This window comes from Thiorhodococcus fuscus, from assembly GCF_042682685.1.
Taxonomy (GTDB): domain Bacteria; phylum Pseudomonadota; class Gammaproteobacteria; order Chromatiales; family Chromatiaceae; genus Imhoffiella; species Imhoffiella fuscus.
The window spans coordinates 40,533-65,465 of sequence record NZ_JBHUHX010000018.1 but is presented as its reverse complement, the minus strand read 5'-3'; the positions used below and the strand labels follow the sequence as shown (position 1 = coordinate 65,465).

The following is a 24,933-nucleotide window of genomic DNA, read 5'->3' as shown; positions in this document are numbered from 1 at the left end:
TTTCAATGCGTCCCCCTTTTCTTTCTGTCGACGGTTCGGGCAAGGTCGCGTAGCCGATCTCGCCATCGGTTGCTCCGCCCCTCGTTCGCCAATCTGTCCCTGGCACTGTACATCTCACTCGGAGTGCTCTCATGCATCGTCTCGTTGCGATTCTGGCCGTTCTTCTCCTGCCCTGTCCCGTTTTGGCCGAGGACGCGGAGATCGCGTCACTCTTCGCCCACGCCGACCGCGAGGGCACGCTGGTGCTCTCCTCGCTGCGCACCGGCGAGACCTTCGTCCACGATGACGCACGCGCCCAGCGCCGCTTCTCTCCGGCCTCGACCTTCAAGATCTTCAATACCCTGATCGCCCTCGACGCCAAGGCGATCGCTGGCGCGGACGACCGTTTCATCTGGGACGGCCGGCAGCATTCCATCCCGGATTGGAATCGAGACCAGACCCTCGCCAGCGCCTTCAAGGTGTCCTGCGTCTGGTGTTATCAGATCCTGGCACAGCGCGTGGGTGCCGAGACCTATCGGCAGGCGATCCGTCGGGCCGGTTACGGAACCCTCTCCGAGCCCTTCGCGCTGACCGAGTTCTGGCTGGACGGATCGCTGCGGATCAGCGCCATCGAGCAGGTCGGCTTCATCGAGCAGCTGGTGCGCCGCACACTGCCCTTCAGTCCCCACGCCTACGACACCCTGCGCGACATCATGGTCGTCGAGCGGAGCCCGGACTGGACGCTGCGCGCCAAGACCGGCTGGTTCGCGCGCTCGACCCCGTCGGTCGGCTGGTACGTCGGCTATGTCGAAACGAACGACGACACCTGGATCTTCGCGATGAATCTCGACCTGAAGGATAAAGCGGATCTGCCGCTCCGGGCGGCGCTGACGCGGGATGCCTTGCGGGCCAAGGGCATCCTCGACTGAAAAGAACGTTTCAGGGGCAGTTGGGTAAATGGACTGGACGACTTGTCTCAGGTGGATTAGAACAGCTTCTCGGAACTCAAAGCTCGGAGCCCGACCATGCCCACACCGACGATCAACCCGGATTTCGCTCCGCTGCTGGAAACCCTCGGGCAGGGTGCTAGCGACTTCTTCCTCGCGGCTGGTCTCTACCACGCACACAAGGTCAGTTTCGCCGCCGCTGCGGCCCTCGCTGGTCTTGGTTATGAGGAATTCCACTATCGGCTCAAGGAGCATTTCGGTCATGGCTTCGTTATCACCGATGAAACGGTGCAGGAAGACCTGCTTCTCGTCGAAGAGCTCGTGGGTCAGCACTCGTGAGATTGGTTACCAACGCTAGCCCCTTGATCTTCCTGGTCAAGATCGAATTGCTTCCGTTGCTGAGCAACTGCTTCACACAGGTGCTCGCCCCGCCCGCCGTGGTTGCCGAAACCGGACTGGATTTACCCGATTTCATCCAATGTCGGCAATTGTCCGAAGTCGGTGATGCCTTCGTTCGCGGCGCCCTCGGCACGCTCCATCGGGGTGAGCTTGAAGCCATGGTCCTGGCACGCGAGCAAGGGATCGATCTGGTTGCCATCGATGACAAGGCCGCGCGGACCAGAGCCGGTCAGCTTGGTCTCAAACCCATCGGCACCCTCGGTCTGATCGTCCTTGCCCAACGTCTCGGTCACCTGGATTCCTCGACTGCCATGACCAAGGTCGATGAATTGGTGGATGTCCACGGTCTCTATCTGTCGACCAAGGTACGCCAGCAGATCCGCTGGCAGCTTGGCGCATCATTCACGTAATGCGCTTTGGAGCTGATTAGAAATATAGTTGCGCATGATTGGGAAACTGATTGGAAAAGAGGTCGTATGATTAGAAGCACAAGGAGCCTGACTTATCCGTGTGGACGGCTAGCGCGTCCACCTCTTCGATCAAAAATAAATGCGCCCCCTTTTTCTCGCTCAAAATGGCAACTTAAAAGGGCTGGGGTTTAGGAAAATGCGAATAAATAAACTTTCATATGAGAGCAGAACCACTGGATGGTGCTTAAAGTCTATCTCGTTCGACCAGTTGACGCTACTTGTTGGTGCTTCAGGCGTTGGTAAGACTCGTATTCTGAGAGCCATACTCGATTTGAAAAAGATCTCTCGAGGTGAGTCCTTGAATGGAGTTAGGTGGTCAATAATTTTTCATACAAGAACAAGAAGTGAGTGCAGATGGGAGGGGGCATTTGAGGACAAAGGGCTCGCGGCAGAAAGGATTTTTGATCTGGGTGAAGATGAAGAGAAAGATAAGCCAAAGATTGAATTTGAAAAAGTTTTTGTCGATGAATGCGAGTTAGTTTCTAGAACGTCAGCAGGCATAGTTTTTGATGGCAAAGAGACAGTGAAGTTATCGCAAACCGAAAGTGTGCTCTCGCTGCTCAAAGAGGAAGAAAAGATCGGGGGTATTACTGCTGAGTTCGAGCGCGTCATTTTTGACGATAACACAGGCTCAGCAATGGCCCTTAGGCGCTTTGCTTTCGATGAAGAGTTAGATGAGAAGCTTGAGGCTTATAAGACGATAGAGGCTATCCGTAATTGTCGAGAGGGTATCAAGTTAAAGTTGTACTTCGCTTATATGAATCAAAGGGAATGTTTCGATGAGATAGCGGGCTCTTTCATTGATGTTTTTCCGTATGTGGAAAAGGTGAAAGTCGAGCCGCTTACGGATAATGGTAAAAAGGTCCCTTTGTTCTTTCGTGAGACTCCCATCATTCAGATTAAGGAGAAAGGAATAAGTAACTGGATTGATGAAAGTAAGATGTCTTCTGGAATGCATAGGGTTCTGATGCATGTGGCGGAACTCTATCTTTGTGCTGATTCAAGCTTGATTCTAATTGACGAGTTTGAGAATAGTTTGGGCGTGAATTGTATAGATGATCTTACGGATAGCATCCTGGAGGCTGGGCGTGATCTTCAATTTATTATGACCAGTCATCACCCTTATATAATTAACAACATTGATTTTCCTAATTGGAAGATTATTACTCGGAAAGCGGGAATAGTATTTGCGCGTGATGCGGCTGATTTTAATTTGGGTACATCAAAGCATCAGGCATTTACACAGTTAATAAATCTGGAGGAGTATCTTGAGGGTGTTCAGTAATGAATATCTACTTTTTGGTTGAGGGGAAAACGGAGCGTATTGTCTACCCTAAATGGTTAGCTTATTTTTTGCCCGAACTCTCAAGAGTCGATTCGCCACGTGATGCTGTAGAGAATAATTACTACCTAATAAGTGGAGGTGGTTTTCCAGGAATTTTGACAGATCATCTGGTGAATGCTGTTGATGATTTCAACGAGTGTGGGAGTTATGATTACCTTGCTTTAGTTATAGACGGCGATGATCTTTCTTTTCAGGAAAAAACGGACGAAGTACGGTCTTTCGTTAAAGATGAGGGTCTTGTGATTGGCGACGATAGTCTAAAGATATTCCCGCAAATAGTTTGCATGGAGACATGGTTTCTTGGGAATAAAAGAATTTATTCAAGAAATCCGTCTGATAAAGATGTTGCATTGCTGTCGCGACATTACGACGTATCCGTTTATGATCCTGAAATAATGCCTAAACCAAATGATTACGTTGGGACCTTGGCGCGTTTTCATTACAGTTATCTCAAGGCTATGTTTCGAGATAAGAATATTAGTTACTCGAAATCGAGGCCGGGAGCTGTTTGTGAGCCTAGCTACGTCAGGCATCTCGTAAATCGATTGGAGTCCGAGCCTTCCTGTCTTCAGAGCATGCGTCATTTACTCGGTTTTTTTGAGTTGTGCAAGAGCTTCGGGGCATTACAAGTAGAGGCGTGATAGCTTCTTACGGGAAGGGAAAGCCGGGACACAGGAAAACCCAGGAAAACCGGAACAGACCACGTTTTCCTGCTAACATACCCCTCAACCCGACGCAGGAAAGTTGGACGGCGCGACTGGCAAGGAGTGTGGCGTCACGGGTTACCGGCAACGTTAGCCAATAGAAGAAGTGAGCATCCACTATGCCACCAAAAGTAAGGGAGCTCATTGCTCGGCTTGAGCAAGCCGGCTTTGCCAATCGCGGTGGCAAGGGCAGTCACCGCAATTTCGTTCATCAGAACGTTCAGAAACCTATCACAATTCCTGGCAAACCAGGTGACGACGCAAAGCAGTATCTTGTTCGCGCCGTGGAGCGCGCCATCGCGGAGTCCAAGAGATGAAAGACAGCGATCGATACGCCAAGATTGTCGAGTGGTCAGAAGAAGATCAGTGCTACGTGGGAAGCTGCCCTGGGCTGATGTTCGGCGGATGCCATGGGGACGACGAAGTGGCCGTTTTCAAGCAACTCTGCCAAGTCATCGACGAAGTCATTGAGCTTTATCATCACGACGGCAAACCGTTACCGGAGCCCACGGCTGGACATGATCTCGTAAATCGACTACAGGACGTTGCCTAGCCAGTTGCTCCAGACGACCCCGCGCCGCCGGTTTGGTGGTGGACCGCCTCAATCCAACGTCTTACTAAACCGAGATACAGCCAGCGTCAGCGTTACCCCCGCAAAAACAATCAGCGCCACCACCTCCCCTGGCATATCCCCCAAACTGGCCCCACGCAGCATGATCCCCCGGATCATCCGGATGAAATGGGTCAGCGGCAGCAGCTCGGAAAAATACTGCGCGGCTTTGGGCATGCCGGCGAAGGGGAACATGAATCCCGAGAGCAGGATCGAGGGCAGGAAGATGAAGAAGGTCATTTGCATCGCCTGGAATTGGGTCTTGGCGGCGGTGGAGATGACCAGGCCCAGGGTCAGGTTGGCGGCGATGAAGAGCAGGGCGGCGAGATAGACCTGATAGAGCGCGCCCCGCACGGGCACGCCGAACAGCAGCATGCCGAGGGCTAGGATGATGCTCACCTGCACCAGACCGATGAGGACGTAGGGGATGATCTTGCCGATCATCAGCTCGATGCTGCGCACCGGGGTGTTGATCAGCAGCTCCAGGTTGCCGCGCTCGGCCTCGCGGACGATGGCGACCGCGGTGAAGAGCACCATCGTCAGGGTCAGGATGACGCCGATCAGACCGGGCACGATGTTGAGTGCCGAACGCCGCTCCGGGTTGTAGAAGTTGCGGACCTCGAAGACCGGCTCGCCGCTCGGCTTGTCCGCCGCCGTGTCGTAGTCGAGCGTGATCTGGGCGAGCTGGCGGGCCGCCATCAGGACGACCGGGTCGGTGCCGTCGGCCAGCAGTTGGGCGGCCGGGCGCTCGGGATCCTGCAGCCGGCGTCCGAAGTCGGGCGGGATGTGGAGGCCGACCGCGATCTCGCCGCGCCGTAGCAGGCGCTCCAGCTCCTCGGGTCCGCGCACGCTTCGATGGATGTCCACCACCTGGGTCGCCTGGCTATCGGCGATCAGCGCCCGCGAGAGCGAGGTCTGGGCCTGGTCGGCCACCCCAGCCGGCAGGTGGCGCACGTCGGTGTTGATGGCGTAGCCGAACAGCATCAGCTGAATCAGCGGGATGCCGACGATCATGCCGAAGGTGAGACGGTCGCGGCGCAGCTGCCGGACCTCCTTGAAGAGGATCGCGCCCAGTCGGGTGAGACAGCGGCTCATGGCTCGGCTCCGTCGGAATCGGTCGCGAGGACGAAGACGTCCTCCAGGCTCGGATGGACCGGCTGGACCCGGGCCTCGACGCCGGCGGCCACCAGCGCGGAGCGCACCAGCTCGGGCGCGTCCTCGACCGCCTTGGCGACCAGCACCCGCAGCCGCACCCCGAGCTGGGTGACGCTGAGGATGGGCGCCAGTCCGTCCAGCGCCGCGCGCGCGGGTCCGGGCGCGTCCGTCTCCACCTCCACCACCAGGGCCTCCATGCCGGCATAGAGCTGGGTCGGGGTGCCGTCGGCGACGATGCGTCCCCGCTGCAGGATCGCCAGACGGTGACAGCGCTCGGCCTCGTCCATGTAGTGGGTCGAGACCAGGATGGTGGTGCCCTCGGCGACCAGGGCGAAGAGGGCCTCCCAGAAGTCACGCCGGCTCTGGGGGTCGACCGCGCTGGTCGGCTCGTCGAGGAAGAGCAGGGGCGGCGCGTGCAGGGTGGCGGCGGCGAGCGCGAGCCGCTGCTTTTGGCCGCCGCTCATGGTGCCGGCGCGCTGGCGGCGCTGCCCGATCAGGTCGTAGCGCTCCAGCTGGGTCTCGATCCGGGCGCGGCGCGTCTTGCGAGGCAGACAGTAGATGTCGGCGATGAAGCCCAGGTTTTCCTCGACGTCCAGGTCCTCGTAGAGCGAGAAGCGCTGGGTCATGTAGCCGATCTGCTGCTTGAGCGCGTCGGCGTCGCCAGGGACCGGATGCCCCAGCACCCGCGCTTCGCCCTCCGAGGGGGTGAGCAGACCGCAGAGCATGCGGATGGTGGTCGACTTGCCCGACCCGTTGGGTCCGAGGAAGCCGTAGATCTGGGCGCGCGGGACGCGCAGATCGATGTGGTCCACGGCGGTGAAGGCGCCGAAACGGCGGGTCAGTCCGTGGGATTCGATTGCATAGTCGTTGTTCATCCTGGCCTCGGGTATTGGACCTGGATTCGGGGATTTGAACCGCAAAGGCGCGAAGGACGCGAAGGAAAACGGGGATTTGCTTCGCGGAGTCGCATCACAGGCAACCGATTGAAATCCTTTGCGCCTTTGCGGTTCAAGTATTTTCTCCTGGGCATCCCTCAATGCTTGCCCGGGCCGCTGAGCTGGAAGCTGGCGACCAGCGGGACCCCGGCCGGCAGGGATTCGGGCGCGTCCTGGAGGTCGATCTCGGCCAGATAGGTTAGGCGTCCGCGATCGCGCTCGGTGAGGGCGTAGTAGGGCGTGAAGGCCGGATCGGCGAGCACCTTGCGCACCCGTCCGGCGAAGGGTGTGTCGAGGCCGTCGACCGCGATGCTGGCGCCGGTGCCGGGCGCGACCCGGGCGCGGATCGCCTCGGGCACGTAGACCCGCGCATAGGGGGTGGGTCCGGCGAGCATCAGGGCGACCACCTTGCCGACGGCTGGCTGCTCGCCGAGACGGTAGGGCAGGTCGTCGAGCCGTCCGTCGCGTGGCGAGCGGATGGTCAGTCGCTCTAGATCGAGTGTCCGCTCGCGCTCGTTGGCGCGCGCCTGGGCGAGTGCCGCCCGGGCCTGGTCCAGCTCCTCGGCGGTGGTGCCGTGCTCCAGCTCGGCGAGTGCGGCGCTGGCCCGGTCCTGCTCGCTGCGCGACTGGTCGCGCAGACGGCGGGCGGCGTCCACCGAATCGGGGCTGGTGAGCTTGCGTTTCAGCAGGGCCGAGAGCCGTTCGAGTTCGCGTTCGCGTACCGCCAGGTCGTCCTGGGCGCCGCTCAGTCTGGCCCGGGCCTCGGCGATGCGCTCGGCGCGCGGACCACGCTCGAGCTCGGCCAGGCGGGCCTCGGCCTGTTCGCGGGCGGCCCGTGCCGCGTCCAGTCGCGCCTGCGCCCGGCGCGGATCGAGCCTCAGGATGACCTCGCCCTCGGCGAGCCGGTCGCCCTCGCGGTGCTGGATCTCGACGATCGGCTCGGAGAGCTCGGCGATCAGCTCGACCCGATCCCATTCGAGCGTGCCGACGGCCGTGCTCGGATCCTGGCCGCAGCCGGCGAGGCCGATCAGGGCGATCGATAGCAGTATCTTTCTCATGGGTCCTCGTCCTCCGGTGGTGGCTTGGGTGGGGCCAGGAGCTGCAGGATCTGCTCGGACCAGCGTCCGGCGAAGGCGTCGTCGATCGGGATCCCCATGGCGCGCTCGACGATGGGCCGGGCGACGAAGGGATAGATGGTCAGACTGAAGAGGATGAGCGTGCCGAATTTGGGATCCAGGTCGTCCCTCAACTCGCCCTTGTCCCGTCCGCCGTCGATGGCGCGCCGCAGCGCGCCGGCGACCCGCGAGGCGAACTTCTCGATGAAGAGGTTGCGGAATTCGGACTCGCCGTAGAGCACCTCGCGGATGATGAGGTTGGGCAGCCAGGGATTGGCCGCGAGCGTCGCCGCGTGTCTGGGGATCAGATCCTCCAGCCGGGCGACCTCGCCGCGCGCCTCGGCCTCCTCCAGGGTTCGAATCAGCGGACCGATGGTCTCCTGCAGCATGGCCTCGTAGAGCCCCCGTTTGTCGCCGAAGTAGTAGTTCACCATCGCTTGGTTCACCCCAGCCGCCCGTGCGATTTCGCGCACCGAGACCGTCTTGAACGAGCCCTGGGCGAAGTGATCGCGCGCCGCCGCGATCAGCGCCTGGCGCACCGCGTCCGGATCTTTGCGTCTGGGTCGTCCGGGGCCTGTGGTCGTCTTGGTCATGATTAAATTAAACAATTGTTTAATTATTATGTCAACGGTACCGTGATGCTGAATCGGCGTGCGCGGACAGCGATCTCATGTCCTATCCTGCTCGCGGTCTATTGTTTGCGCGAAGTGACCGATTCGGCTCGGCTGTCGGAACGAAAGGGAGGCGTTATGCTTGCGCGCCCGAGTCGGTCTCGGTCATTCAACGGTCATAGAGCGAAGTGAATATGAATATCGAAGACATCAAACAGCAACTCGAAACCATCGATCGCACGTTCCCGGAGGAGGCCGTGCGCGCCGCAGTGGAGCAGCGGGAGGCGATCACTCCGGTCCTGTTGGACTGCCTTCGATCGGCGGCCGATGACCCACGGAAGGTCGCGGAGGCACAGGATGCCATGCTGCATATGTATGCCCTGTATCTCCTGGCGCAGTTTCGGGAGCGGGCCGCCTATCCGCTGGTCGTAAAGCTGTTCTCGGTGCCTGGCGATCTCTGTTTAGATCTGGCCGACGATTTTGTGACCGAGGATCTGTATCGCGTGTTGGGTGCGGTCTGCGGCGGCGATCTGGATCCGATCAAGGCGATGATCGAGGATCGCGAGGTGAACGAATATGTGCGTAGCGCCTGCATGCGGACGCTGGTCGCTCTCGTCGACTGGGGTGAGCTGGAGCGCGAGCCTGTCGTCGAGTATTTCCGGTCGCTATTCAATGGCAAGCTGGAGCGCGACTCGGATTTTATGTGGGGCTCGCTCGTCTCGGTCTGTTGCGATCTGTATCCGGAGGAACTGTTGCCCGAAATCGAGCGCGCCTTCGCCGACGGTTTGGTCGATACCTTCTTCATTCAGATGGACAGTGTCGAGCGGGCGATGGTCGAGGACAAGGACCAGGCGACGCGCTCGGCCAAGGAAAAGGGGCCGATCGAGGACGCTGTGGTCGAAATGCGCGACTGGGCCTATATCAGGGAAACCCGCAAGATCGCCAACCCCGCTCCGATGCCGATGCCGACGCTTGTGCAAAGAACGCACGTCAATGCGGTGAAGGTCGGCCGCAACGATCCCTGTCCCTGCGGGAGTGGAAAGAAATACAAGAAGTGCTGTTTGCAGTGACGGTCGGTCGGAATCGGCGCGAGCGGACTTCGGGGCGGCTGAACGGTTCGTTCAAAGCATTGGAGGTTCGACCGGCTGGTGCTTGGGGGCCTTTTCTGGAAAGGTGAGAATGAAACGTGCGCCCTTGCCGAGCTCGCTGTCGAGCCGGATGCTTCCGCCGAGTACGCCGCTGATGAGGTTGTGGACGATGTAGAGTCCCAGCCCGCTGCCGCCTTCGCCCAGTCGCGTGGTGAAGAAGGGGTCGAAAATCTGTGCCTGGGACGTTTCCGGGATGCCGACGCCATCGTCTCCGTATTCGAGCAGAATCTGTCCCGGAGCGGGGATCCGTGCCTTGATCCACATGGTTCCTGAGGTTTGTCCGGCGAGTCCGTGCGTCAGCGAATTTTCGACCAGATTCGCGATGATTTGCTCCAATGGGCCGGGGTAGCTGTCCAATTCCAGCTCGTGAGGAATCTCGATTTCGAGCCGATGGGACGTTTTCTTCAGCGTCGGCCGCATGGTCGCCAGCACCTCATCGATTGTTCGGCGCAGGTTGAAACAGCGGCGTCGGACACTGGTTTGGTCGACGGCGATCTCCTTGAAGTGACCGATCAGATCGGCCGCGCGCACCGTGTTGCGCTCTAGAAGATCGACCGTTTCCTGTCCGTTGCGCAGAAAGCCGGAGAGCTGTCCGCGACGGAGCGTTCCAGCCTCGAAGGCGGTGGCCAGTTCGTCGAGATGGGCGCTGAGCGTGCTGGCAGCCATGCGTGCGTTGCCCAGCGGGGTATTGAGCTCATGGGCGACGCCTGCCACCAGGTTGCCGAGCGCCGCCAGCTTCTCCGCCTGTGTCAGCTGACTCATGGCCTGTTGAAGCGCGCTCGTGCGCTCGGCCACCAATTCCTCAAGGTGCTCGCGATAGCGCTGCAACTCCTGCTCGACCTTCTTGCGCTCCGTGACATCCATGTTCAGTTCGACCAAACCGCTGATCTGGCCGTTATCCTCGATCGGGGCGAGGACGTTGTGGAAGTAGGCGCTTTCTCCGTCCAGACGTTGCTGAAGCTCCTCGTCGACGATGGCTCCGGAGAGGGCGGTCCGGGACTTGGTTTCCCAGCGTGCGTCATCCTGGTGAGCGGTTTCCTGTGGGGAGGTTCCGATCAGGCGGCCCCAACGTGCCCGCGACGCCGAATTCTGCAGGGCATAGCATCCATCGGCGCCAATGATGAAGAAATCGAAGGGGATGCTTTCGATGGCGGTTCTCAGCCGGGCCTCGCTCTCGCGCAAGGCACGCTCGGTGCGTCGCTGCTCGGTGAGGTCGTAGACCAGGGACAGCAGGACAGACTCGCCCTTGATCGTGATGGTCTCGGCCGACCAGAGGATCTCCCGAGCCTCGTCTCTGCGGGTCTGGATGACCAAGGGAACCTCTTGGAAGGAGCCGGTTTCGCGTAACCGGTCGAGCATCTGCTGACGGAACGCCTCATCGGCCCAGATCTGCGTCTCGATCGTGGTGCGGCCGATGACCTCCTCGCGTTTGGCTCCGACCAGTCGTAGCCAGCAGTCATTGGCATCGATGATGCGTCCCTCGTTCATGGTCGAAATGATCATCGCCACCGGGTTGGCGTGAAAGGCCTTGGCGAAACGCTCCTCGCTCTGACGCAGCGCCGTCTCGTTGCGCTTGCGCTCCGAGATATCGCGCGTATTGGCGAGGATGACCCGCTCATCCCCGTATTGGATGGAGCGCAGCATGACCTCGACTGGAAAGGTCTCTACTGCGCTGGCCTGCTTGGCCATCCACTCGAAGCGGGCGGTCTGTCCCGCCATGATCTGCTCCCAGCGTTCCAACAGATCGTCGGTCGAATTTTCGGGGCCAGAGAGGTCTGCGATGGTGTAACGCGAGATCCGTGCGTCTGTTAATCCATAGGCGTGTAGCGCGGTTTGGTTGGCGGCGAGAATCGTTCCTTTGGCATCGTGCACCAGAATGGCGTCGAGTGAGTTGTCGAAGACGACACGATAGCGCGCCTCGCTGTCCTTGAGTCTCTTGAGCAGGAGATAGCCCGACAGGGCCTCGCCGACGCGCTCCGCGATCTTCTCGAACAGCCATTGCTCGCGTTCGGTCCAGCTCCGTCGACGATCGCACTGATGGAGCCCGAGGATCCAGGGTTGATCGGAGCCCGTGAGCAGCGCGATCGCCATCTGACTGTGAATGCTGTAGTCGCGAAAGGACTTGGTGGATGCGTCGAACTCGGTGAGTACGGCCCCTGTCTGGGTCAATATCTGGCGCATGACGCGCTTGAAGTCCGCGTCTGGCTCGATCTCGCGTCTTGCGGCCATGGTTCCTGGGACTAGGGTTCGAGCGACCTCCATGATGACGGGCGCAATGGACCCGTTCGGGTCGCAGGGATGCAGAAAGAAGGCGCGGTCGGCCTGGAAGATGTCCATGATCTCGTAGGCCAGCCCGGCGAGGAGGGATGTGTCGCGCTCGGAACGGGTGAGGACGCGTGAGATGCGGTCCAGGCTTTCCAGAAACCGGGTATGCTCCCGCAATGCATCCTTGTCGGCCTTCCATCCGCTGATGTCGCGGGCGAAGGCCAGACGATATCGCTGCTCGCCAATGTCGAGGAAGGTCGCCGTGATCTCGACCGGGTAGGAGGTGCCGTCCTTGCGGCGGTGGCGAGTCTCGAAGACTATGACCCCGTTTGGCTGCGGCTGCTTGGCGATTTCGACTGCTCGTTGGGCATCGAAGCTCGCATCGAACTTCTCCACCGTCTCGCCGATGAGTTCGCCCAGTTCGTAGCCGAGCCAGCGACATCCGATGTCGTTCACATAGATGATCCGTCCCAGTGTGTCGAACCAGAAGACACCGATAGAGATACGGTCGATGATCGTTTGGGTGAGCCTGAGCCTCTCCTCGATCTTCTTGGATTCAGTGATGTCCAGATGCGTGCCCAGCATGCGCAGTGGGCGTTTGGCGCTGTCCCACTGGAAGACGCGCGAGGCCGAGCGCAGCCAGATCCAGCGTCCGGAACCGGACAGGATGCGGAAGTCAGCGCTGATATCCTCCCGTTTGCCGGCGACGCAATCGGCGTAGAGCCCCATGATCCGATCCCGGTCGTCGGGATGGATCCACTCCCGCCAGCTCGCGAGTGGCACCTCCAGACAGGTTGGATCTCGCTCCAGCAGTCGCGCGGACTCCTGGCTCATGGCTACCTGGCCGGTCAGCAGATCCAACTCGAACAGTGCCTGTCCCGAGACGTCGAGCGCGAGCGCCAGGCGCGCGGCGTTCTCCTGGTGTGCGATCCGGTTTCGGCGACTCTGCGCCAGGGGATAGACCAGGGCGCACGCGTATGCCTGTCCTGCGAGCTGGGCGCAATGGACGCAGACATCGACCTCGAAGCGCGTGCCGTCGCGATGGCGGTGTGTGGCGCGGAAGCGCAGAAGGCGCGTCCGGCGCAGGGTGTCCCAATGCTCCAGCCAGCCTTCGGGGGTCAGTTCCGTAACGACGTCCCAGATAGATAGATCGCACAGCGCTTCTCGGCTGTAGCCGAGCGACTCGCAGGCCGCCTCGCTGGCATCGACGAATCGGCCGTTCGGATGATTCCAGAACACCCGTGCTTCATCGACCTGAAGGGGCGGACTAGCGTTCATGAGTCGCATCTCTCGCTGGGTCTGGGCGGGCGGCGCCGGAGGCCGTTTACCCCGCGTGGCGGGTGTCGGTTGCGCCTTTGCTGGGTCGAAATCCCCAAATACACAGAGTATTCGCGATTCTCGCCAATATCCTGGGCCTCGGTAAACACAAAAAATGCGGTGCCGCGATGGATCATGGATGGCGATAGGCCATTCCCTTGGCCTCGTGCGTGTCAGTCGGTGCAGGCGCAACTGCCGCCGCTGTGTGCCCGGCAATCCTGTCGGGACGAGGGTTGCGACGATCCCGCCTCGGTCTCAATGACGCGGATACGCAGCAGCCGCAGGGCGTTGGCCGTCACCAGTACGGTCGCCCCGGTGTCGGCGAGCACCGCTGGCCAGAGCCCGGTGAGCCCGATCAGGGTGGTGACCATCAGTCCCAGCTTGAGCCCGACGGCGATGGTGACGTTCTGGTGAATGACCTGCAGTGTGCGGCGCGCGAGCCGGACCATGGCGGCGACGTCGCCGACCCGCCCATGCAGGCTGGCCGCGTCGGCCGTTTCCAGCGCCACCTCGGTGCCGCCGCCCATGGCGATGCCGATCTCGGCGGCGGCCAGCGCGGGGGCATCGTTGATGCCGTCGCCGACCTTGGCCACTCGCTCGCCAGCGTCTTGCAGTTCGCGCACCAGTCGCTGCTTGTCCTCGGGCAGCAGCCCGGCGTGGGCCTCGATCCCCAGCGGGCCGGCCAGGGCCTCGACCGCCGGGCGCTGATCGCCGCTGAGCACCAGGCTTCCGATCCCGAGCCGTTCGAGTGCTACGATCCCGGCGCGGGCGTCCTCGCGCGGGGCGTCGTGCATGGCGATCAGGCCGAGCGCGCGTCCGTCCTCGACCAGCACCGAGAGGCTGCGCCCCAGCGCCAGTTGGGGCTCGGCTGCCTCGATGAGCGCGCTGTCGTCGTCGAGCCGTTCGCGTGCCGCCGCGAGCGAGCCGAGAAAGCAGTCGCTGTCCGCGATCCGGGCGCTGACGCCCCGTCCTGGCAGTGCCTGGATCGCGTCGGGCGCGGCGGGTGCGATTCCGGCCGAGCCGGCGTGGGCGAGGATCGCCCGTGCGAGCGGATGGGCCGAGCCCGCGCTCAGCGCAGCGGCGCGGGCGAGCAACTGCTCGCGGGTCCCGGCGAGCACGATCGTCTCGGTGACCTGGGGCTGGCCGAGGGTCAGGGTGCCGGTCTTGTCGAAGGCGACGCGGCTGATGCGCGCCAACCCTTCGAGCACGGCGCCGCCCTTCATCAGCAGTCCGTGGCGGGCACCGGCGGCGAGCCCGGCGGCGATCGCCGCCGGGGTGGAGATCACCAGTGCGCAGGGGCAGCCGATCAGGAGGATGGCCGCGCCCCGGTAGATCCACTCGGACCAGACCGCGCCAAGGAACAGCGGCGGGACTACCGCGACCAGGGTGGCGAAGACCACCACCAGCGGGGTGTAGACGCGAGCGAAGCGTTCGATGAAGCGCGCGCTCGGCGCCTTGCGCGCCTGGGCCTCGCGCACCAGGCTGGCGATCCGGGCGATGGTGTTGTCGGCGGCATCGGCCGTGACGCGGATGCGCAGTCGGCTTTCGAGATTGACGCTGCCGGCGAAGACCGAGTCGCCCGGACGCTTGATCTGGGGCAGGCTCTCGCCGCTCAGCGGCGACTCGTCGACCCCGCCGATTCCCTCCAGCACCTCGCCGTCGGCCGGGATGCGCTCGCCCGCGTGGACCTGGATGCGGTCGTCGACCAGCAGGCGCTCGGCGGCGACCGTCTCCAGCGTGCCGTCCGCCGTCTCGCGTTGGGCGTTACGCGGCAGCAGCTCGATCAGGGCGCCGATCCCGTCGCGCGAGCGCCGCGCCGCCACGCCTTCGAGCGACTCGCCGACCTGGAACAGAAAGAGCACCGCCGCCGCCTCGGCCTCGGCGCCGACCGATACCGCCGCGATCGCGGCCAGGCTCATCAGGGTCTCGATCGAAAGCGGACTGCCGAGCCGCGCCGAGGCCCAGGCGCGCCGGGCCACCGGGATCAGCCCGAGCAGCACTGCGGCGAGAAAGATGGGGCGCTCGAAGGCGGGGAACAGGCTCGCCGCGCCATAGGCGCAGAGCATGAGCGCACCGGTGCCCAGAGTGAGCAGTCCCTGACGGCTGCGCCACCAGGGCGTCTCGGATGCCGGTCGGCCGTTTTCGGGCGCGGCGCAGGACGTCGCGCCGCAACCGCAGGCCGGTGCCGTGTCGGGCACCGGGTCGCGCGGGCTGAAGCCCAGACGCGAGAGGGTCTCGCGAATGGCCGCGAGGTCGGTGTTCGGGTCGTGCCCGATCCGCACCTCGGCGCTCGCCAGCGACACTGTGACCAGACGCACTCCGGGCAGCCGCCCGAGCGCCGTCTCCACCTTGTTCGCACAGGCTCCGCAGTCCATCCCATCGACCTGCAGCCGGGTCTCCATGGGTGCCGATACCGCTGTTTCGATCGCTTGAATTGGCATGACTCGATTCACCTCGCTCGATATTGCTTGAGTCCTTATCGAGGAGGCTACAATCTCTAGTCACTAGAGCATCAAGTGAGAATCAGTCCCATGTTTGGAATCGGCGACCTCTCGCGCGCGACCGAGGTCAAGGTCCCCACCATCCGCTACTACGAGGAGATCGGGCTGCTGCCCGCCCCGGTGCGCACCGCGAGCAACCGTCGGCGCTATCCGCCGGAAGCGGTGCGGCGACTGCGCTTCATCCGCCACGCGCGCGAGCTCGGCTTCGACATCCCCGCCATCCGCGACCTGCTGAGTCTGACGCCCGACGACGGACCCAGCTGCCACCAGGCCGACGCCATCGCCCGCGCCCATCTCGAGCAAATCGACCAGCGTATCGAACGGCTCAGTGCGCTGCGCGACGAGATCAGTCACATGCTCGACGACTGCGCCAGCCGTGCCTGTGACCATCACTGCCGGGTGCTGGAGGTGCTCAGCGATCACGGTCACTGCCGTCATCGAGAGCATTGAGTCCATGGCGTTCCGGTTTCCATTCGGCGGAATACGCTAGCGCTATTCCGCCCTACGGTGCTCTTCGCCAGCGTTAGCTGGCCAGCCGCGTAGGGCGCAATAGCGCAGCGTATTGCGCTGCATGCCTACCCGTTATGCCAGCGCGGTTTGGGGCGCCGAGCGGCGCGCGATATCACTCCACATCCAGATATTCCCGCTCGATCGCGGTCTCGAATGCCTGTGTTGCCGAGACCAGTTCCTGATAGACCTTTCGTAAACCGGCGAGCCGTTCGATGTCTTCCGAGCTGGGGACTGCGTTGTTTGTGGATGCGTGGCCGATTTCATAAATAGCCTGCAGATAGTCGGCACGCGCCCGTGCCGTCATCTCCAGCATTGGGGTGAGGTCCGAAAGCCGAAGCTCCGGCAAGACCGGGTTGATGATCGCCCGGTTGACCTCCTTGATCTTCGCGTCGAGCGCCATGAGCAGGCGTCTGTTCTGCGTCTGATTGGTCATATCCGATTGCTCCATTCCAGAGGGCCGATGGTTGGTTCAGAGGCTGGACGCGCCCCGAGGTGCTCTGATCCGCTCCTGTTCCGTGAGGGATTGAATGCGGGCGAGCGCCTTTTGGTCAATCGAATCTTTGGATCTGGACGTGTCGGATTGAATTGGGTTTCAACGTCCTATGTCGTTGCGCATCACGCGCCGCAACCGAGTTCCAAGGGCGAGCATGTGGATGCGGCTCAGGTCAGCCATAGGTTCAGGTCGCGGATGATGAAGTTGCCGCTGTAGTGCGGATGGGGTTTGCCGATCAGGTCGAGCCTGAGCCGATCCTTGTGCGACTGCGGCAGTCCTTCGTAGTCGCCGATGACCTGATAGAGCCAGGACTCGGTGTCCCAGGGCAGGGACTCGCGTTGGTGGTATTCGAGCGCCGAGACTGGCTGGCCGCTGTCGATGATCGCGCAGAGATAGCTCGTGACCGCCTCGCGGATCGGGCTGGGACGGATCTCGATCGCCTCCGGTGTGCTCAGCGTCAGTGCTTCGGCGTCGGCGAGCGTCTGGGTAGGGCGTTCCGAGGGCTGGGCGGTTCGTACCCGCGCCAGGATTTCCAGCAGCTCGGGTTCCTGGGTGGCGTCGTGGACGTTCAGTGCGGCTGGCGCGAGCAGCGGATCGGCGTGGTTGAAGAGCCTCGGGAGATCCGCTGCGCGGGTCTGGGGCTCGGCGCGGTAGTCCGGGTACTGTTCCATGTGCAGCAGCCAGCCCTTGAGCAGGCGGGTGCGCCCCCGGATCTCGCGGAAGCGTCCGAGCAGCTCCAGCAGCCGGGCTTGGGCGATGCTCAATTCCTGGGTGCAGTCGCTGAGGGTGCGTTGCAGGTTGGTCACCAGGAGCTGGCGCAGCTCGCGCGACTCGCCGGCGAGTTCGGCCAGTTCCTCGAAGCGTACCAGTTCCAGCCCGTCGAGCAGGGCGCTCACCTGCGACTGGGCCAGCTCGTTCTCGCGGATCTTGGCGTTGAGTGTGCCGACGTAGCCGAATTCGTTGTTGATCCGGCCCCAGAGCACGCGGATGGCGTGGTGCAGGGTCTCGCCGAAGGCATAGAGATGCTCGCGCAGATCGGCGAGATAGACGTCGGCATCGGCATGACGGCCCTGGTGGCGGGCCTCCTTGACGTGCTCGGCTAGCATACGGAAGGTGGCCAGGGCGGAGGCGGTGTTGGCGTCGATCTGGCGGTTGCGCGTGTCGCGCAGTGCCTCCTCCAGGAGTGCACGCACGGCGCGGCGCAGATGCAAATCGGCGCCGGGCTCGGGGCGGTAGAGCACCCGGTCCTTGAGCAGGCGCTCGCGCACCGAGGCGTCCAGGAGATGATCCGGTACCGACCCTTGCAGATAGGCGTCCATGATGGGCTCGGCGTGGCGGCCGAGCCGTTTCAGGAAACGGATCCCGCCTTGGCGCAGCTCGTCGCTCACAGCAGCGCTCCCTGGACGGCGCCCTCGGCGCGTTTTTCGAGCTCCAGTCCCTCGGCTGCATCGATGAAGCGGATGACCTCGTAGAGATAATCGATCTTGCCGGTGGCCAGATAGATCTGTTTGTCGGGGTTGGGCCGCACCAGATAGCCCAGCTCGGTCAGGCGTTTGAAGACCAGCTTGATCTGGGCATCGACCGTTTCGCTCGCGGAGTTGAACAGCCGATAGCGGCTGATGCGTCCGAGCTGTTCGCGAAAGGCCGGGGTGTCCTCGATGAGGGTCTGCAATTCGCCGAGGCGCATGGGTGTGCCCTCGGTCGGCGGCGCATCCTGCCCGAGCGCCTCCTGCACCAGGATCAGCCAGTCGGCGAGCGGGGTCAGCGACTGGCAGATGTCGCGGAATTGCTGGCCGACCACACGGCGTTCGTCCTCGCCCAGTTGGCGGTAGCCGCAGAAGAAGACCGCCTCCTCGCGCTCGCTGCCGAGTCCGACGACCAGTCGGTTGAGCTGCCCGAGATAGGCATCGACCTGCTCGCGGTTGCCTGCGACCTGGAGAAAACGCCAGCCGTCCTCGTCGGTGGTGCGGCAGATGAAGGCACCACGCAGCAGGCGCTCGATGACCTGGCCTTTAGTCGACAACATTGGCGCAAGCCTCCTGACCTTGATCCTGGCGCTGCCGTAGCCGCGCGGCGATGGCGTCGATGCGGGGTTTGACGACCTGGAGCTGGCGCGTCTGTCGATCGACGATATAGCGGTTGGTGAAGAGCCCGAGCACCTCGGACTCGGGGTTGGGGAAGGCGCCGAGGATGCGGATGGCGTTGGCGTCGCAGGCGTCGAAGATCTTCTTCACGTTCTGGTGGTGCAGGGTGCCCAGCTCGTCGATCGGCCAGTGGACGACCACCGACGCGTCGGCGCGCAGCAGCCGGGTGAAGGCGAGCAGGAATTTGCAGAGGATGAGATAGGCCATGCCGTGACTGGACGACTCGTTGAGCTGGCGGTCGGTGCGGATCACCAGGTCGCTGCGTCCTTCGCGCAGTCGCAGTTCGATTTCGAGCAATCCGGCGACACCGCCGCTGGGGGCCGAGCGACCGATGATCTCCAGCGCCTGGCGCATGCTGTTGACATAGTCCGCGTTCGGCAGGCCGTCGAAGCCGCTGTCGCGCCAGTCTTCGAAGGCGGCGATGAAGGCGCGCAGATCCGGCCAGAATTCGAGCTCGCTGATGCGCGAACGGATCAGGACCGCCGAGTCCGAGACGCCGTCGAGCGAGAGATCCTCGGCCACCTCGCGCGTGATGCGCCTGCTTTGGTTCTCGATGCGCCGATCGATGTCGTCGAGCACCACGTAATAGTCCGCCAGATCTTTGCCGAAGATGCGTCCCTGTTCGCGCAGCCCGGTCAGTTTCTGCGGCACCAGCTCATTGAGCAGCTGGGCGAGCTGTTCGACCAGTCGGCGGTGATCCAGCGCCGGAGGCGACCCCGGCTCGCCGGGGAGACGGCAGTCGGCGCGGCTGCGTTCCCAGGTCTCGGCCAGACTGGATCCGGCGTTGGCGGCGATCAGTCGATCGAAATGCTCGACCTGATTTCTAACCTCGATGAGGAGCTGCTCGCGCCCTTGCAGCAGATCCTCGCCGAGCCGCAGCCGTTCGCCCAGGTCGCCGGCCGGTGGCGGCTCCTCCGGCGGGAGCTTGAGCGCGTCGAGTCGGCGCCGCTGGTTTTTCAATCGGGTCAGACGCTCCTCGGTGGCCTCGGCCTGATCGTTGGCCCCCTTGAGCGCCGCCTGCAGCTCGGTGCGCGCGCGTTTGAAGGTCTCTTCCGCCGTGGCGAACTCCCGGTCGAGCCGGGCGGCGCGTGCGCGTTCCTCGTCCAGCCGGGTCTGTAGCTCGGGTTTGCGGCCCAGCCAAGTCCGTTGATACCAGTTGTCGTAATCCTGGATGTAGGCGCGGCGTCCCTCGGTGCGTTGGATGCGCGTTTCCAGGTCATCCATCTGCCGTTTGAGATCGGCGATCAGCGCATCGTCGACGCCTCGGGACTTCAGTTCGTTGCGATACCAGTGCTCGCAGGCGTCGAGTTCCTCCTTGGCCTTGCGCTTGCGTTCCTCGATCGCTCCCTGGTTCTGGGCGATCTCGGTATCGGTCCGGCCGATGACGTCCTGCCAGTGGGTCTTGAGTTCGCTCAGTGCCTCATGGTGACGTTCGCTCAGATCCGCCGCCCAGTGTTCTTGGTCCTTGTTTAGGCGTTGGAGGCGCGCGTCCAGGTCGCTCAGTGCCTTGCGGTCGTGAAGCTGGCGCTCGCTCAGCGCGGCGTCGAACCGGCCCTTGAGCGTGCGCCGTTCCTCTTTGAGCCGACCGAGATCCTCGCGACGGGCGCGACGCTCACCTTGGGCCAGGGTCTGTTCGCGCTCGTGGGCGGCGAGTGCGGTCTGAGTCTGGTCGAGTCGGGTTTCGGCCTCGCGCAGACGGTTGTCGACGTCGCTCAGTGCGTCTTCGGCGTTCTGTAGATGCTGGCGCAGCGCCTGTTCCGAGACGGCGTGCGCCGGGGTGTCGATGGCCTTGAGGTCGAGCCGCAGTCCGCCGAAGCTGTCGGGATCGTCCTCGGTCGATTGGGGTTTGAGATCGGTGCGTTGCAGCAGGACCGGGTCCAAGACCTTGCCCAAGCAGGTCTCCCAGCCAGGGCGTTCGCGACGCAGGAATTCGAGCAGGCTGTGCTGGCCGGGATAGAGCAGACGCTGCGCGTCATCGACCGCGCCTTGGCGCTCCTCGCGCTGGCGTCGGATCTTGCGCAAGGCCGTGTCTGCGGCATCGCGCTGGCGCCGTTGCTCCTGATGCTGGGCGTCGAGCTGGGTCAGCCGGGTCTCGATCTCCTCGATCTCGGCGTCCGCCGTCTCCAGACGCTGGTCGAAGACGGCCAGCTCGTGGCGCTCCTCCTCGGTATGGCCGGCGTTTTCGAGACGTGTCTTCAGGCGCTCGCGCTCTAGCTCGCAGTCGGTCGTGCGCTGGCGAAAGTCGGCGAGCCCGGCCTCCCGCTCGTTCCGTTGCTGTTCCCTCAGCGTCTCGACCGCCGCGTTGTGCTGCTCCAATAGGCGCGCTTTTCCTTCCTTGAGGTCGTTATCCCGCTGACGTAACTCCTCAAGCTGACGCTCGCGCCGCTGGCCGATTCGCTGCTGGCGCTCCAGATAATCGCGCTCCACGTCCTGATGGGTATCGGTCAGCAGGCGAAGACGTTCTTTGAGGCTTTCGTAGTCCTCGCGCCAGTCGCCGAGCCGTTTCAGGTCGGCCTTGATCTGTTCGATGTCGGCGTCGAGATAGGATCGGTAGTGCTGCTCGATCTGGTTCAGCTCCGTCTCGCAACGCTCGATCTCGCCCTTGCTGCTCGAACGCTCCCGATCGAATGCGTGGCTGTCGTTATCCCACGCCTGTTTCAGACGTTTCAGTGCCCGGTCGTTGTGCTCGACGCGGGCGCGGGCCTCCTCCAGGCGCTGCTGTTCGAGCGGCTCTTCGAGCCGATAGCTCTGTTTGAGTCCGCTGAGGCGCCGCTCGCGGCCGAGCAGTTCCTGGTAGGCGCGTTCGAGCCGATCGAACTCCGGGCGCATGGCCTCGAAGCCTTGGATCAGGCGGCTCTCCCGGATCCAATCCTCCACCTGCTTGAGTTTGAGCTGGGAGGTGGGCGGACTGACGCCGTCCTCTTCCAGGATGGCGGCGATCATGGAGCGGACCGTCTCCATCTTGCCCTCGCGCGAATGCACCGCCCGCGCCAGTTTTTCGAGGTGCCGTAGCGACTGTCCAGGTTGGCACAGCGAATAGTGGCGCCCGAGCGCGCGCAGCTCGCCGGCGTTGCTGCTTGCGGCGAACAGTGCGCGGTCGTTCTGCAGGATGGCGCGGTACTCGCGCGTGTTGAGCAGACGGGTCGTCGGGACGCCGAGCTGACGCAGACGCAGACCCAGCTCCTTCATGCCGATGCAGGTCAGGCGATCGCCCTGTCGGGTGCGGCTGTAGTCGTCCAGGTCGAACGGGCGTTGTACCAGGCGGTAGACGACGCCCTTGCCGTCGGAGGCGGCGGCGAGCACCGCTTGGCAGGTCTGCTCGTCCATGCGCTGGTATTCGTAGATGATGAAGCTCTGCTCGGTCGGCAGATACCAGCGCTCGAAGCTGTCGCGGGTAGCGGGCACGACGCGGCTGGGATACTCGCCGTAGAAGACCGGGACGAGCCGTTGCAGTGTAGTCTTGCCGGAGGCGTTGGTACCGCATATGTTGGTGTGGGCGTCGACCTTGAGTTCCACGACGCCTTGCAGGTGGGTATTGATGAGCAGGATACGATTCAGGCCGGGCATGCGGTTCCTTGCGCGAAGGGGAGGGATACGGACATCCGATTGTAACGGTTGGCGAGGTTCGCAGGGGCGCGAGTCAAGGAGGTGCAGCGTGCATTCTGGATATGCGTCGCTCGCGTTCGGGCGTCTTGATGTGGGCTTCGAGCGCGACGTACCATGCCGACGACTCCAGCGCTGGCAATACAGTGAAACGCGATAATTTCAAGATCGTTCGCCGGTCGCTCAATCTCTTCTTCTTGATCTTCCTGATCATCGGCTCCGTTCTGTCCGGGCTTGGCGCAGCCTTTTATCGCGCCGAGGCGGAAACCTTTTTTACCTCAACGATTGCTCAGGAGCACTATCGTGTCGAGTTGATGAAGGGAATCACGGAAGGGGTGTTTGCCGAGGTGGTCAGCGATTTGTTCTTTCTCGGCCACCAGGACGAGCTCTCTCGCTATCTCAATCAGGGCGATCCTCAGGCGCTGTCGGTGCTCGCATCGGAATTTCTGGCGTTTGCGACATTGAAGGGCGTTTACGATCAGGTGCGTTTCCTGGACACGACGGGCAAGGAGCTGGTGCGTGTCAATTTCAATGGGGGCGCACCCGCTATCGTGCCGCCCGAAGAACTCCAAGATAAGGGCAAGCGCTACTACTTCACGGATACATTGGCGCTCAAGGCCGGCGAGGTGTTTGTGTCGCCGTTCGATCTCAACATCGAGCAAGGGGCGCTTGAGCGTCCATTGAAGCCGATGATTCGGTTCGGCACCCCCATCGTCGATGCGTCGGGCGAGAAGCGAGGCATCGTCTTGCTCAACTATTTGGGCGACTTCTTGCTGGATCGATTGGCGAGCGTGAGCGTCTCCGGGCTTGGTCGGACCATGTTGTTGAATGCCGATGGCTATTGGCTGCTGAGTTCGCGCAAGGAGGATGAGTGGGGATTCATGATCGATGCCCGCGCCGAGCGCAGCTTCGCTCACGACTTCCCCGAGGAGTGGGCCGTCATACGGTCTCACGGTAAAGGGCAGCTACAAACGGAGCACGGATTTTTCGCCTTCGAGACGATCGCTCCGCTTGCGCCGGACTATCGTTCCAGTACCGGTGCGACAGTCGCGGAAAACCCCAGCAAAGCGTGGCTCGACGCAGACGATTATGTGTGGTTCTTGATCTCCTACGTGCCATCGGGGCTCGTGAAGGACCACGACCGACGTCTATTGATCCGTTTGTTTATCTTCGGTTTCAGCCTGTTTGCAGTGATTTCGGTGGGGGCTTGGTATCTGGCCTTGGCGGTCGTTCGGCGTCGGGTCTACGAGGCGCAGTTGCTGGAGCTCGCCCATTACGATCGCTTGACCGGACTCCCTAACCGAACCCTGTTCTTCGATCGGATCGAACGGATTCATGCCAACGCGGTTCGCTACTCACGTAGCTACGGTCTGCTCTATCTCGACCTGGACGGGTTCAAGCAGGTCAACGACAGCCTTGGTCACCAGGCCGGCGATCGGCTGCTGGTACAGGTCTCCGAGATGTTGCTGAAAGGGGTGCGCACGGCGGATACGGTCTCGCGGCTTGGAGGAGACGAATTCGCGATCATCTTGTCCGATGTCTCCGATCCGCAGGGGGCGCTGCGCTTGGCCGAGAAGCTCCTGGGGTTGGTGCGCGGGATTCAGGATCCGGCGCGAGCGGGTATCCCGTTCGGCGTGAGCATCGGTATCGCCCTCTACCCGACCGATGCGACGTCCCCCCGCGAGCTGATCCTCCATGCCGATCAGGCGATGTATCGGGCCAAGAAGCGAGGCAAGAATCACTGCGTGCTCTATAGCGAGGCGTCGATCTGAGGCCCCGTTTGGCGATCACGCGTCCTCGGTACGCCGTAGCCTGGGTGAAGCGCAGCGAAACCCAGGGGCAACGCCAGATGTGATCGCCGAGTCTGACCTTGGGGTCGTCCCTCGGATTGCGCGCTCGCTCCATCCGGGCGACGGGATGCGCCTCAAGGCATCAGCGTCTTGGCCGCTCCGCCGAGTCCGTCGAGCAGCATCTGGACGCCGATGACGGCGAGGATCAGCCCCATGATGCGGGTGACGACGTTGAGTCCGGCCTGGCCGAGGAAGCTGACGATGCGTTCGCCGAAGAGGAAGAAGAACAGGGTGATGAGGCAGAGCAGGGCGAAGGCGAGGATGGTGACGATCATCTCGCCGAGGTTGCCGGTGGAGGCGAAGTTCATGGCGGTGGCGATGGTGCCGGGGCCGGCGAGGATGGGGATGGCGAGCGGTGAGATGGCGACGCTGAGCGCGGTCTCCAGGCTGTCGGCTTGGTCGGTCTCGGTCGGTTGATGCACGCTCGATGGGGAACCGTGCAGCATCTGGTAGCCGATGAGCGCGACCAGCACCCCACCGGTGATGCGGAAGGCGGGCAGGGTGATGCCGAAGAGCCCGAAGATGAGCTTGCCGAGCAGCACGAAGGTCAGAATCAACAGAAAGGCGGCGAAGACGGATTTGATGGCGACGCGTCGGCGTACCTGCTTCGAGTCGTCGGCGGTGAGTCCGAGGAAGACCGCCGTGTTGGCGATGGGGTTCATGATGGCGAAGAAGGCCATGAACACCGAGGCCAGGTGCCCCAGCATGTGGCGCAGCTCGGTGATGTGGGGCAAGAGTGCATCCATGTGTCGATCCCTTTCTCGGTTCGGCTGTGCGGGCATGATGCCATGCTCTTGGAGCGGGCGCCCGCTCGGTGCGCGGACCAAACCGG

At 62.6% G+C, this 24,933-nt stretch carries 21 protein-coding genes; 10 read left to right on the top strand and 11 right to left on the bottom strand.

Annotated features, from left to right (window positions below; translation table 11 throughout):
* Nucleotides 1–131: 131 nt before the first annotated feature.
* The 7 genes from blaOXA (at nt 132) to ACFSJC_RS09570 (ending at nt 4,397) form a co-directional block, all read left to right on the top strand.
* A complete protein-coding gene (blaOXA, locus tag ACFSJC_RS09600; RefSeq protein ID WP_386026081.1) occupies nt 132–908 on the top strand; it encodes a class D beta-lactamase in 777 nt (258 codons plus the stop codon).
* A 96-nt stretch (nt 909–1,004) separates the two neighbouring features.
* Nucleotides 1,005–1,265: a hypothetical protein gene (locus tag ACFSJC_RS09595; RefSeq protein WP_386026079.1), complete on the top strand. Its 261-nt coding sequence runs from the start codon at nt 1,005–1,007 to the stop codon at nt 1,263–1,265.
* A gap of 2 nt (nt 1,266–1,267) precedes the next feature.
* On the top strand, nt 1,268–1,735 hold the full coding sequence (locus ACFSJC_RS09590; protein WP_386026077.1) for a PIN domain-containing protein: 468 nt from the start codon (nt 1,268–1,270) through the stop codon (nt 1,733–1,735).
* A 139-nt stretch (nt 1,736–1,874) separates the two neighbouring features.
* Nucleotides 1,875–3,080 carry an AAA family ATPase gene (locus tag ACFSJC_RS09585; protein WP_386026075.1) on the top strand — a complete coding sequence of 402 codons (1,206 nt, stop codon included), beginning with the start codon at nt 1,875–1,877 and terminating at the stop codon, nt 3,078–3,080.
* Entirely contained in the window at nt 3,080–3,781 is a 702-nt protein-coding gene (locus ACFSJC_RS09580) for a hypothetical protein (RefSeq protein ID WP_386026073.1), read from the top strand. Before ACFSJC_RS09585 ends, ACFSJC_RS09580 begins: the two co-directional genes overlap by 1 nt.
* A gap of 182 nt (nt 3,782–3,963) precedes the next feature.
* Nucleotides 3,964–4,161 (top strand): type II toxin-antitoxin system HicA family toxin, encoded by a 198-nt coding sequence (locus ACFSJC_RS09575; protein ID WP_386026071.1) that lies wholly within the window; start codon nt 3,964–3,966, stop codon nt 4,159–4,161.
* A complete protein-coding gene (locus ACFSJC_RS09570) occupies nt 4,158–4,397 on the top strand; it encodes a hypothetical protein (protein WP_386026069.1) in 240 nt (79 codons plus the stop codon). Before ACFSJC_RS09575 ends, ACFSJC_RS09570 begins: the two co-directional genes overlap by 4 nt.
* A gap of 48 nt (nt 4,398–4,445) precedes the next feature.
* Here ACFSJC_RS09570 and ACFSJC_RS09565 read toward each other — a convergent pair whose 3' ends face one another.
* The 4 genes from ACFSJC_RS09565 to ACFSJC_RS09550 all read right to left on the bottom strand — a co-directional run bounded on the left by ACFSJC_RS09565 (nt 4,446) and on the right by ACFSJC_RS09550 (nt 8,252).
* Nucleotides 4,446–5,549 carry an ABC transporter permease gene (locus ACFSJC_RS09565; RefSeq protein ID WP_386026067.1) on the bottom strand — a complete coding sequence of 368 codons (1,104 nt, stop codon included), beginning with the start codon at nt 5,547–5,549 and terminating at the stop codon, nt 4,446–4,448.
* Entirely contained in the window at nt 5,546–6,484 is a 939-nt protein-coding gene (locus ACFSJC_RS09560; protein WP_386026065.1) for an ABC transporter ATP-binding protein, read from the bottom strand. The genes ACFSJC_RS09565 and ACFSJC_RS09560 overlap by 4 nt, the downstream gene beginning before the upstream one ends.
* 158 nt (nt 6,485–6,642) lie before the next feature.
* Nucleotides 6,643–7,602: an HlyD family secretion protein gene (locus ACFSJC_RS09555; RefSeq protein WP_386026063.1), complete on the bottom strand. Its 960-nt coding sequence runs from the start codon at nt 7,600–7,602 to the stop codon at nt 6,643–6,645.
* Nucleotides 7,599–8,252 (bottom strand): TetR/AcrR family transcriptional regulator, encoded by a 654-nt coding sequence (locus tag ACFSJC_RS09550; protein WP_386026061.1) that lies wholly within the window; start codon nt 8,250–8,252, stop codon nt 7,599–7,601. The genes ACFSJC_RS09555 and ACFSJC_RS09550 overlap by 4 nt, the downstream gene beginning before the upstream one ends.
* A 212-nt stretch (nt 8,253–8,464) precedes the next feature.
* Between ACFSJC_RS09550 and ACFSJC_RS09545 the strand changes: the two genes are divergently transcribed.
* The gene (locus ACFSJC_RS09545) at nt 8,465–9,340 is read left to right on the top strand and encodes a DUF1186 domain-containing protein (protein ID WP_386026059.1); all 876 of its coding nucleotides are present in this window, start codon (nt 8,465–8,467) and stop codon (nt 9,338–9,340) included.
* Nucleotides 9,341–9,391: 51 nt separating this feature from the next.
* Here ACFSJC_RS09545 and ACFSJC_RS09540 read toward each other — a convergent pair whose 3' ends face one another.
* The gene (locus ACFSJC_RS09540; protein WP_386026057.1) at nt 9,392–12,961 is read right to left on the bottom strand and encodes a PAS domain S-box protein; all 3,570 of its coding nucleotides are present in this window, start codon (nt 12,959–12,961) and stop codon (nt 9,392–9,394) included.
* Between the two features lie 212 nt (nt 12,962–13,173).
* Nucleotides 13,174–15,441 carry a heavy metal translocating P-type ATPase gene (locus tag ACFSJC_RS09535; RefSeq protein WP_386026055.1) on the bottom strand — a complete coding sequence of 756 codons (2,268 nt, stop codon included), beginning with the start codon at nt 15,439–15,441 and terminating at the stop codon, nt 13,174–13,176.
* Between the two features lie 90 nt (nt 15,442–15,531).
* On the opposite strand from ACFSJC_RS09535, the gene ACFSJC_RS09530 reads away from it, so the two are divergent.
* On the top strand, nt 15,532–15,951 hold the full coding sequence (locus tag ACFSJC_RS09530; protein WP_386026053.1) for a MerR family transcriptional regulator: 420 nt from the start codon (nt 15,532–15,534) through the stop codon (nt 15,949–15,951).
* A gap of 172 nt (nt 15,952–16,123) precedes the next feature.
* Here ACFSJC_RS09530 and ACFSJC_RS09525 read toward each other — a convergent pair whose 3' ends face one another.
* The 4 genes from ACFSJC_RS09525 to ACFSJC_RS09510 all read right to left on the bottom strand — a co-directional run bounded on the left by ACFSJC_RS09525 (nt 16,124) and on the right by ACFSJC_RS09510 (nt 22,215).
* Nucleotides 16,124–16,444, bottom strand: coding sequence for a hypothetical protein (locus tag ACFSJC_RS09525; protein ID WP_386026051.1), 321 nt, complete (start codon nt 16,442–16,444; stop codon nt 16,124–16,126).
* A 227-nt stretch (nt 16,445–16,671) separates the two neighbouring features.
* Complete coding sequence (locus ACFSJC_RS09520; protein ID WP_386026049.1) at nt 16,672–17,892, bottom strand: phosphoenolpyruvate carboxylase; 1,221 nt, start codon at nt 17,890–17,892, stop codon at nt 16,672–16,674.
* On the bottom strand, nt 17,889–18,530 hold the full coding sequence (locus ACFSJC_RS09515; RefSeq protein ID WP_386026047.1) for a hypothetical protein: 642 nt from the start codon (nt 18,528–18,530) through the stop codon (nt 17,889–17,891). Before ACFSJC_RS09515 ends, ACFSJC_RS09520 begins: the two co-directional genes overlap by 4 nt.
* Nucleotides 18,517–22,215, bottom strand: coding sequence for an ATP-binding protein (locus tag ACFSJC_RS09510; RefSeq protein ID WP_386026045.1), 3,699 nt, complete (start codon nt 22,213–22,215; stop codon nt 18,517–18,519). Before ACFSJC_RS09510 ends, ACFSJC_RS09515 begins: the two co-directional genes overlap by 14 nt.
* Nucleotides 22,216–22,397: 182 nt before the next feature.
* Between ACFSJC_RS09510 and ACFSJC_RS09505 the strand changes: the two genes are divergently transcribed.
* Entirely contained in the window at nt 22,398–24,023 is a 1,626-nt protein-coding gene (locus ACFSJC_RS09505; RefSeq protein WP_386026043.1) for a diguanylate cyclase domain-containing protein, read from the top strand.
* Nucleotides 24,024–24,175: 152 nt separating this feature from the next.
* Here ACFSJC_RS09505 and ACFSJC_RS09500 read toward each other — a convergent pair whose 3' ends face one another.
* Nucleotides 24,176–24,847 (bottom strand): MarC family protein, encoded by a 672-nt coding sequence (locus tag ACFSJC_RS09500; protein WP_386026041.1) that lies wholly within the window; start codon nt 24,845–24,847, stop codon nt 24,176–24,178.
* Between the last annotated feature and the right edge of the window lie 86 nt (nt 24,848–24,933).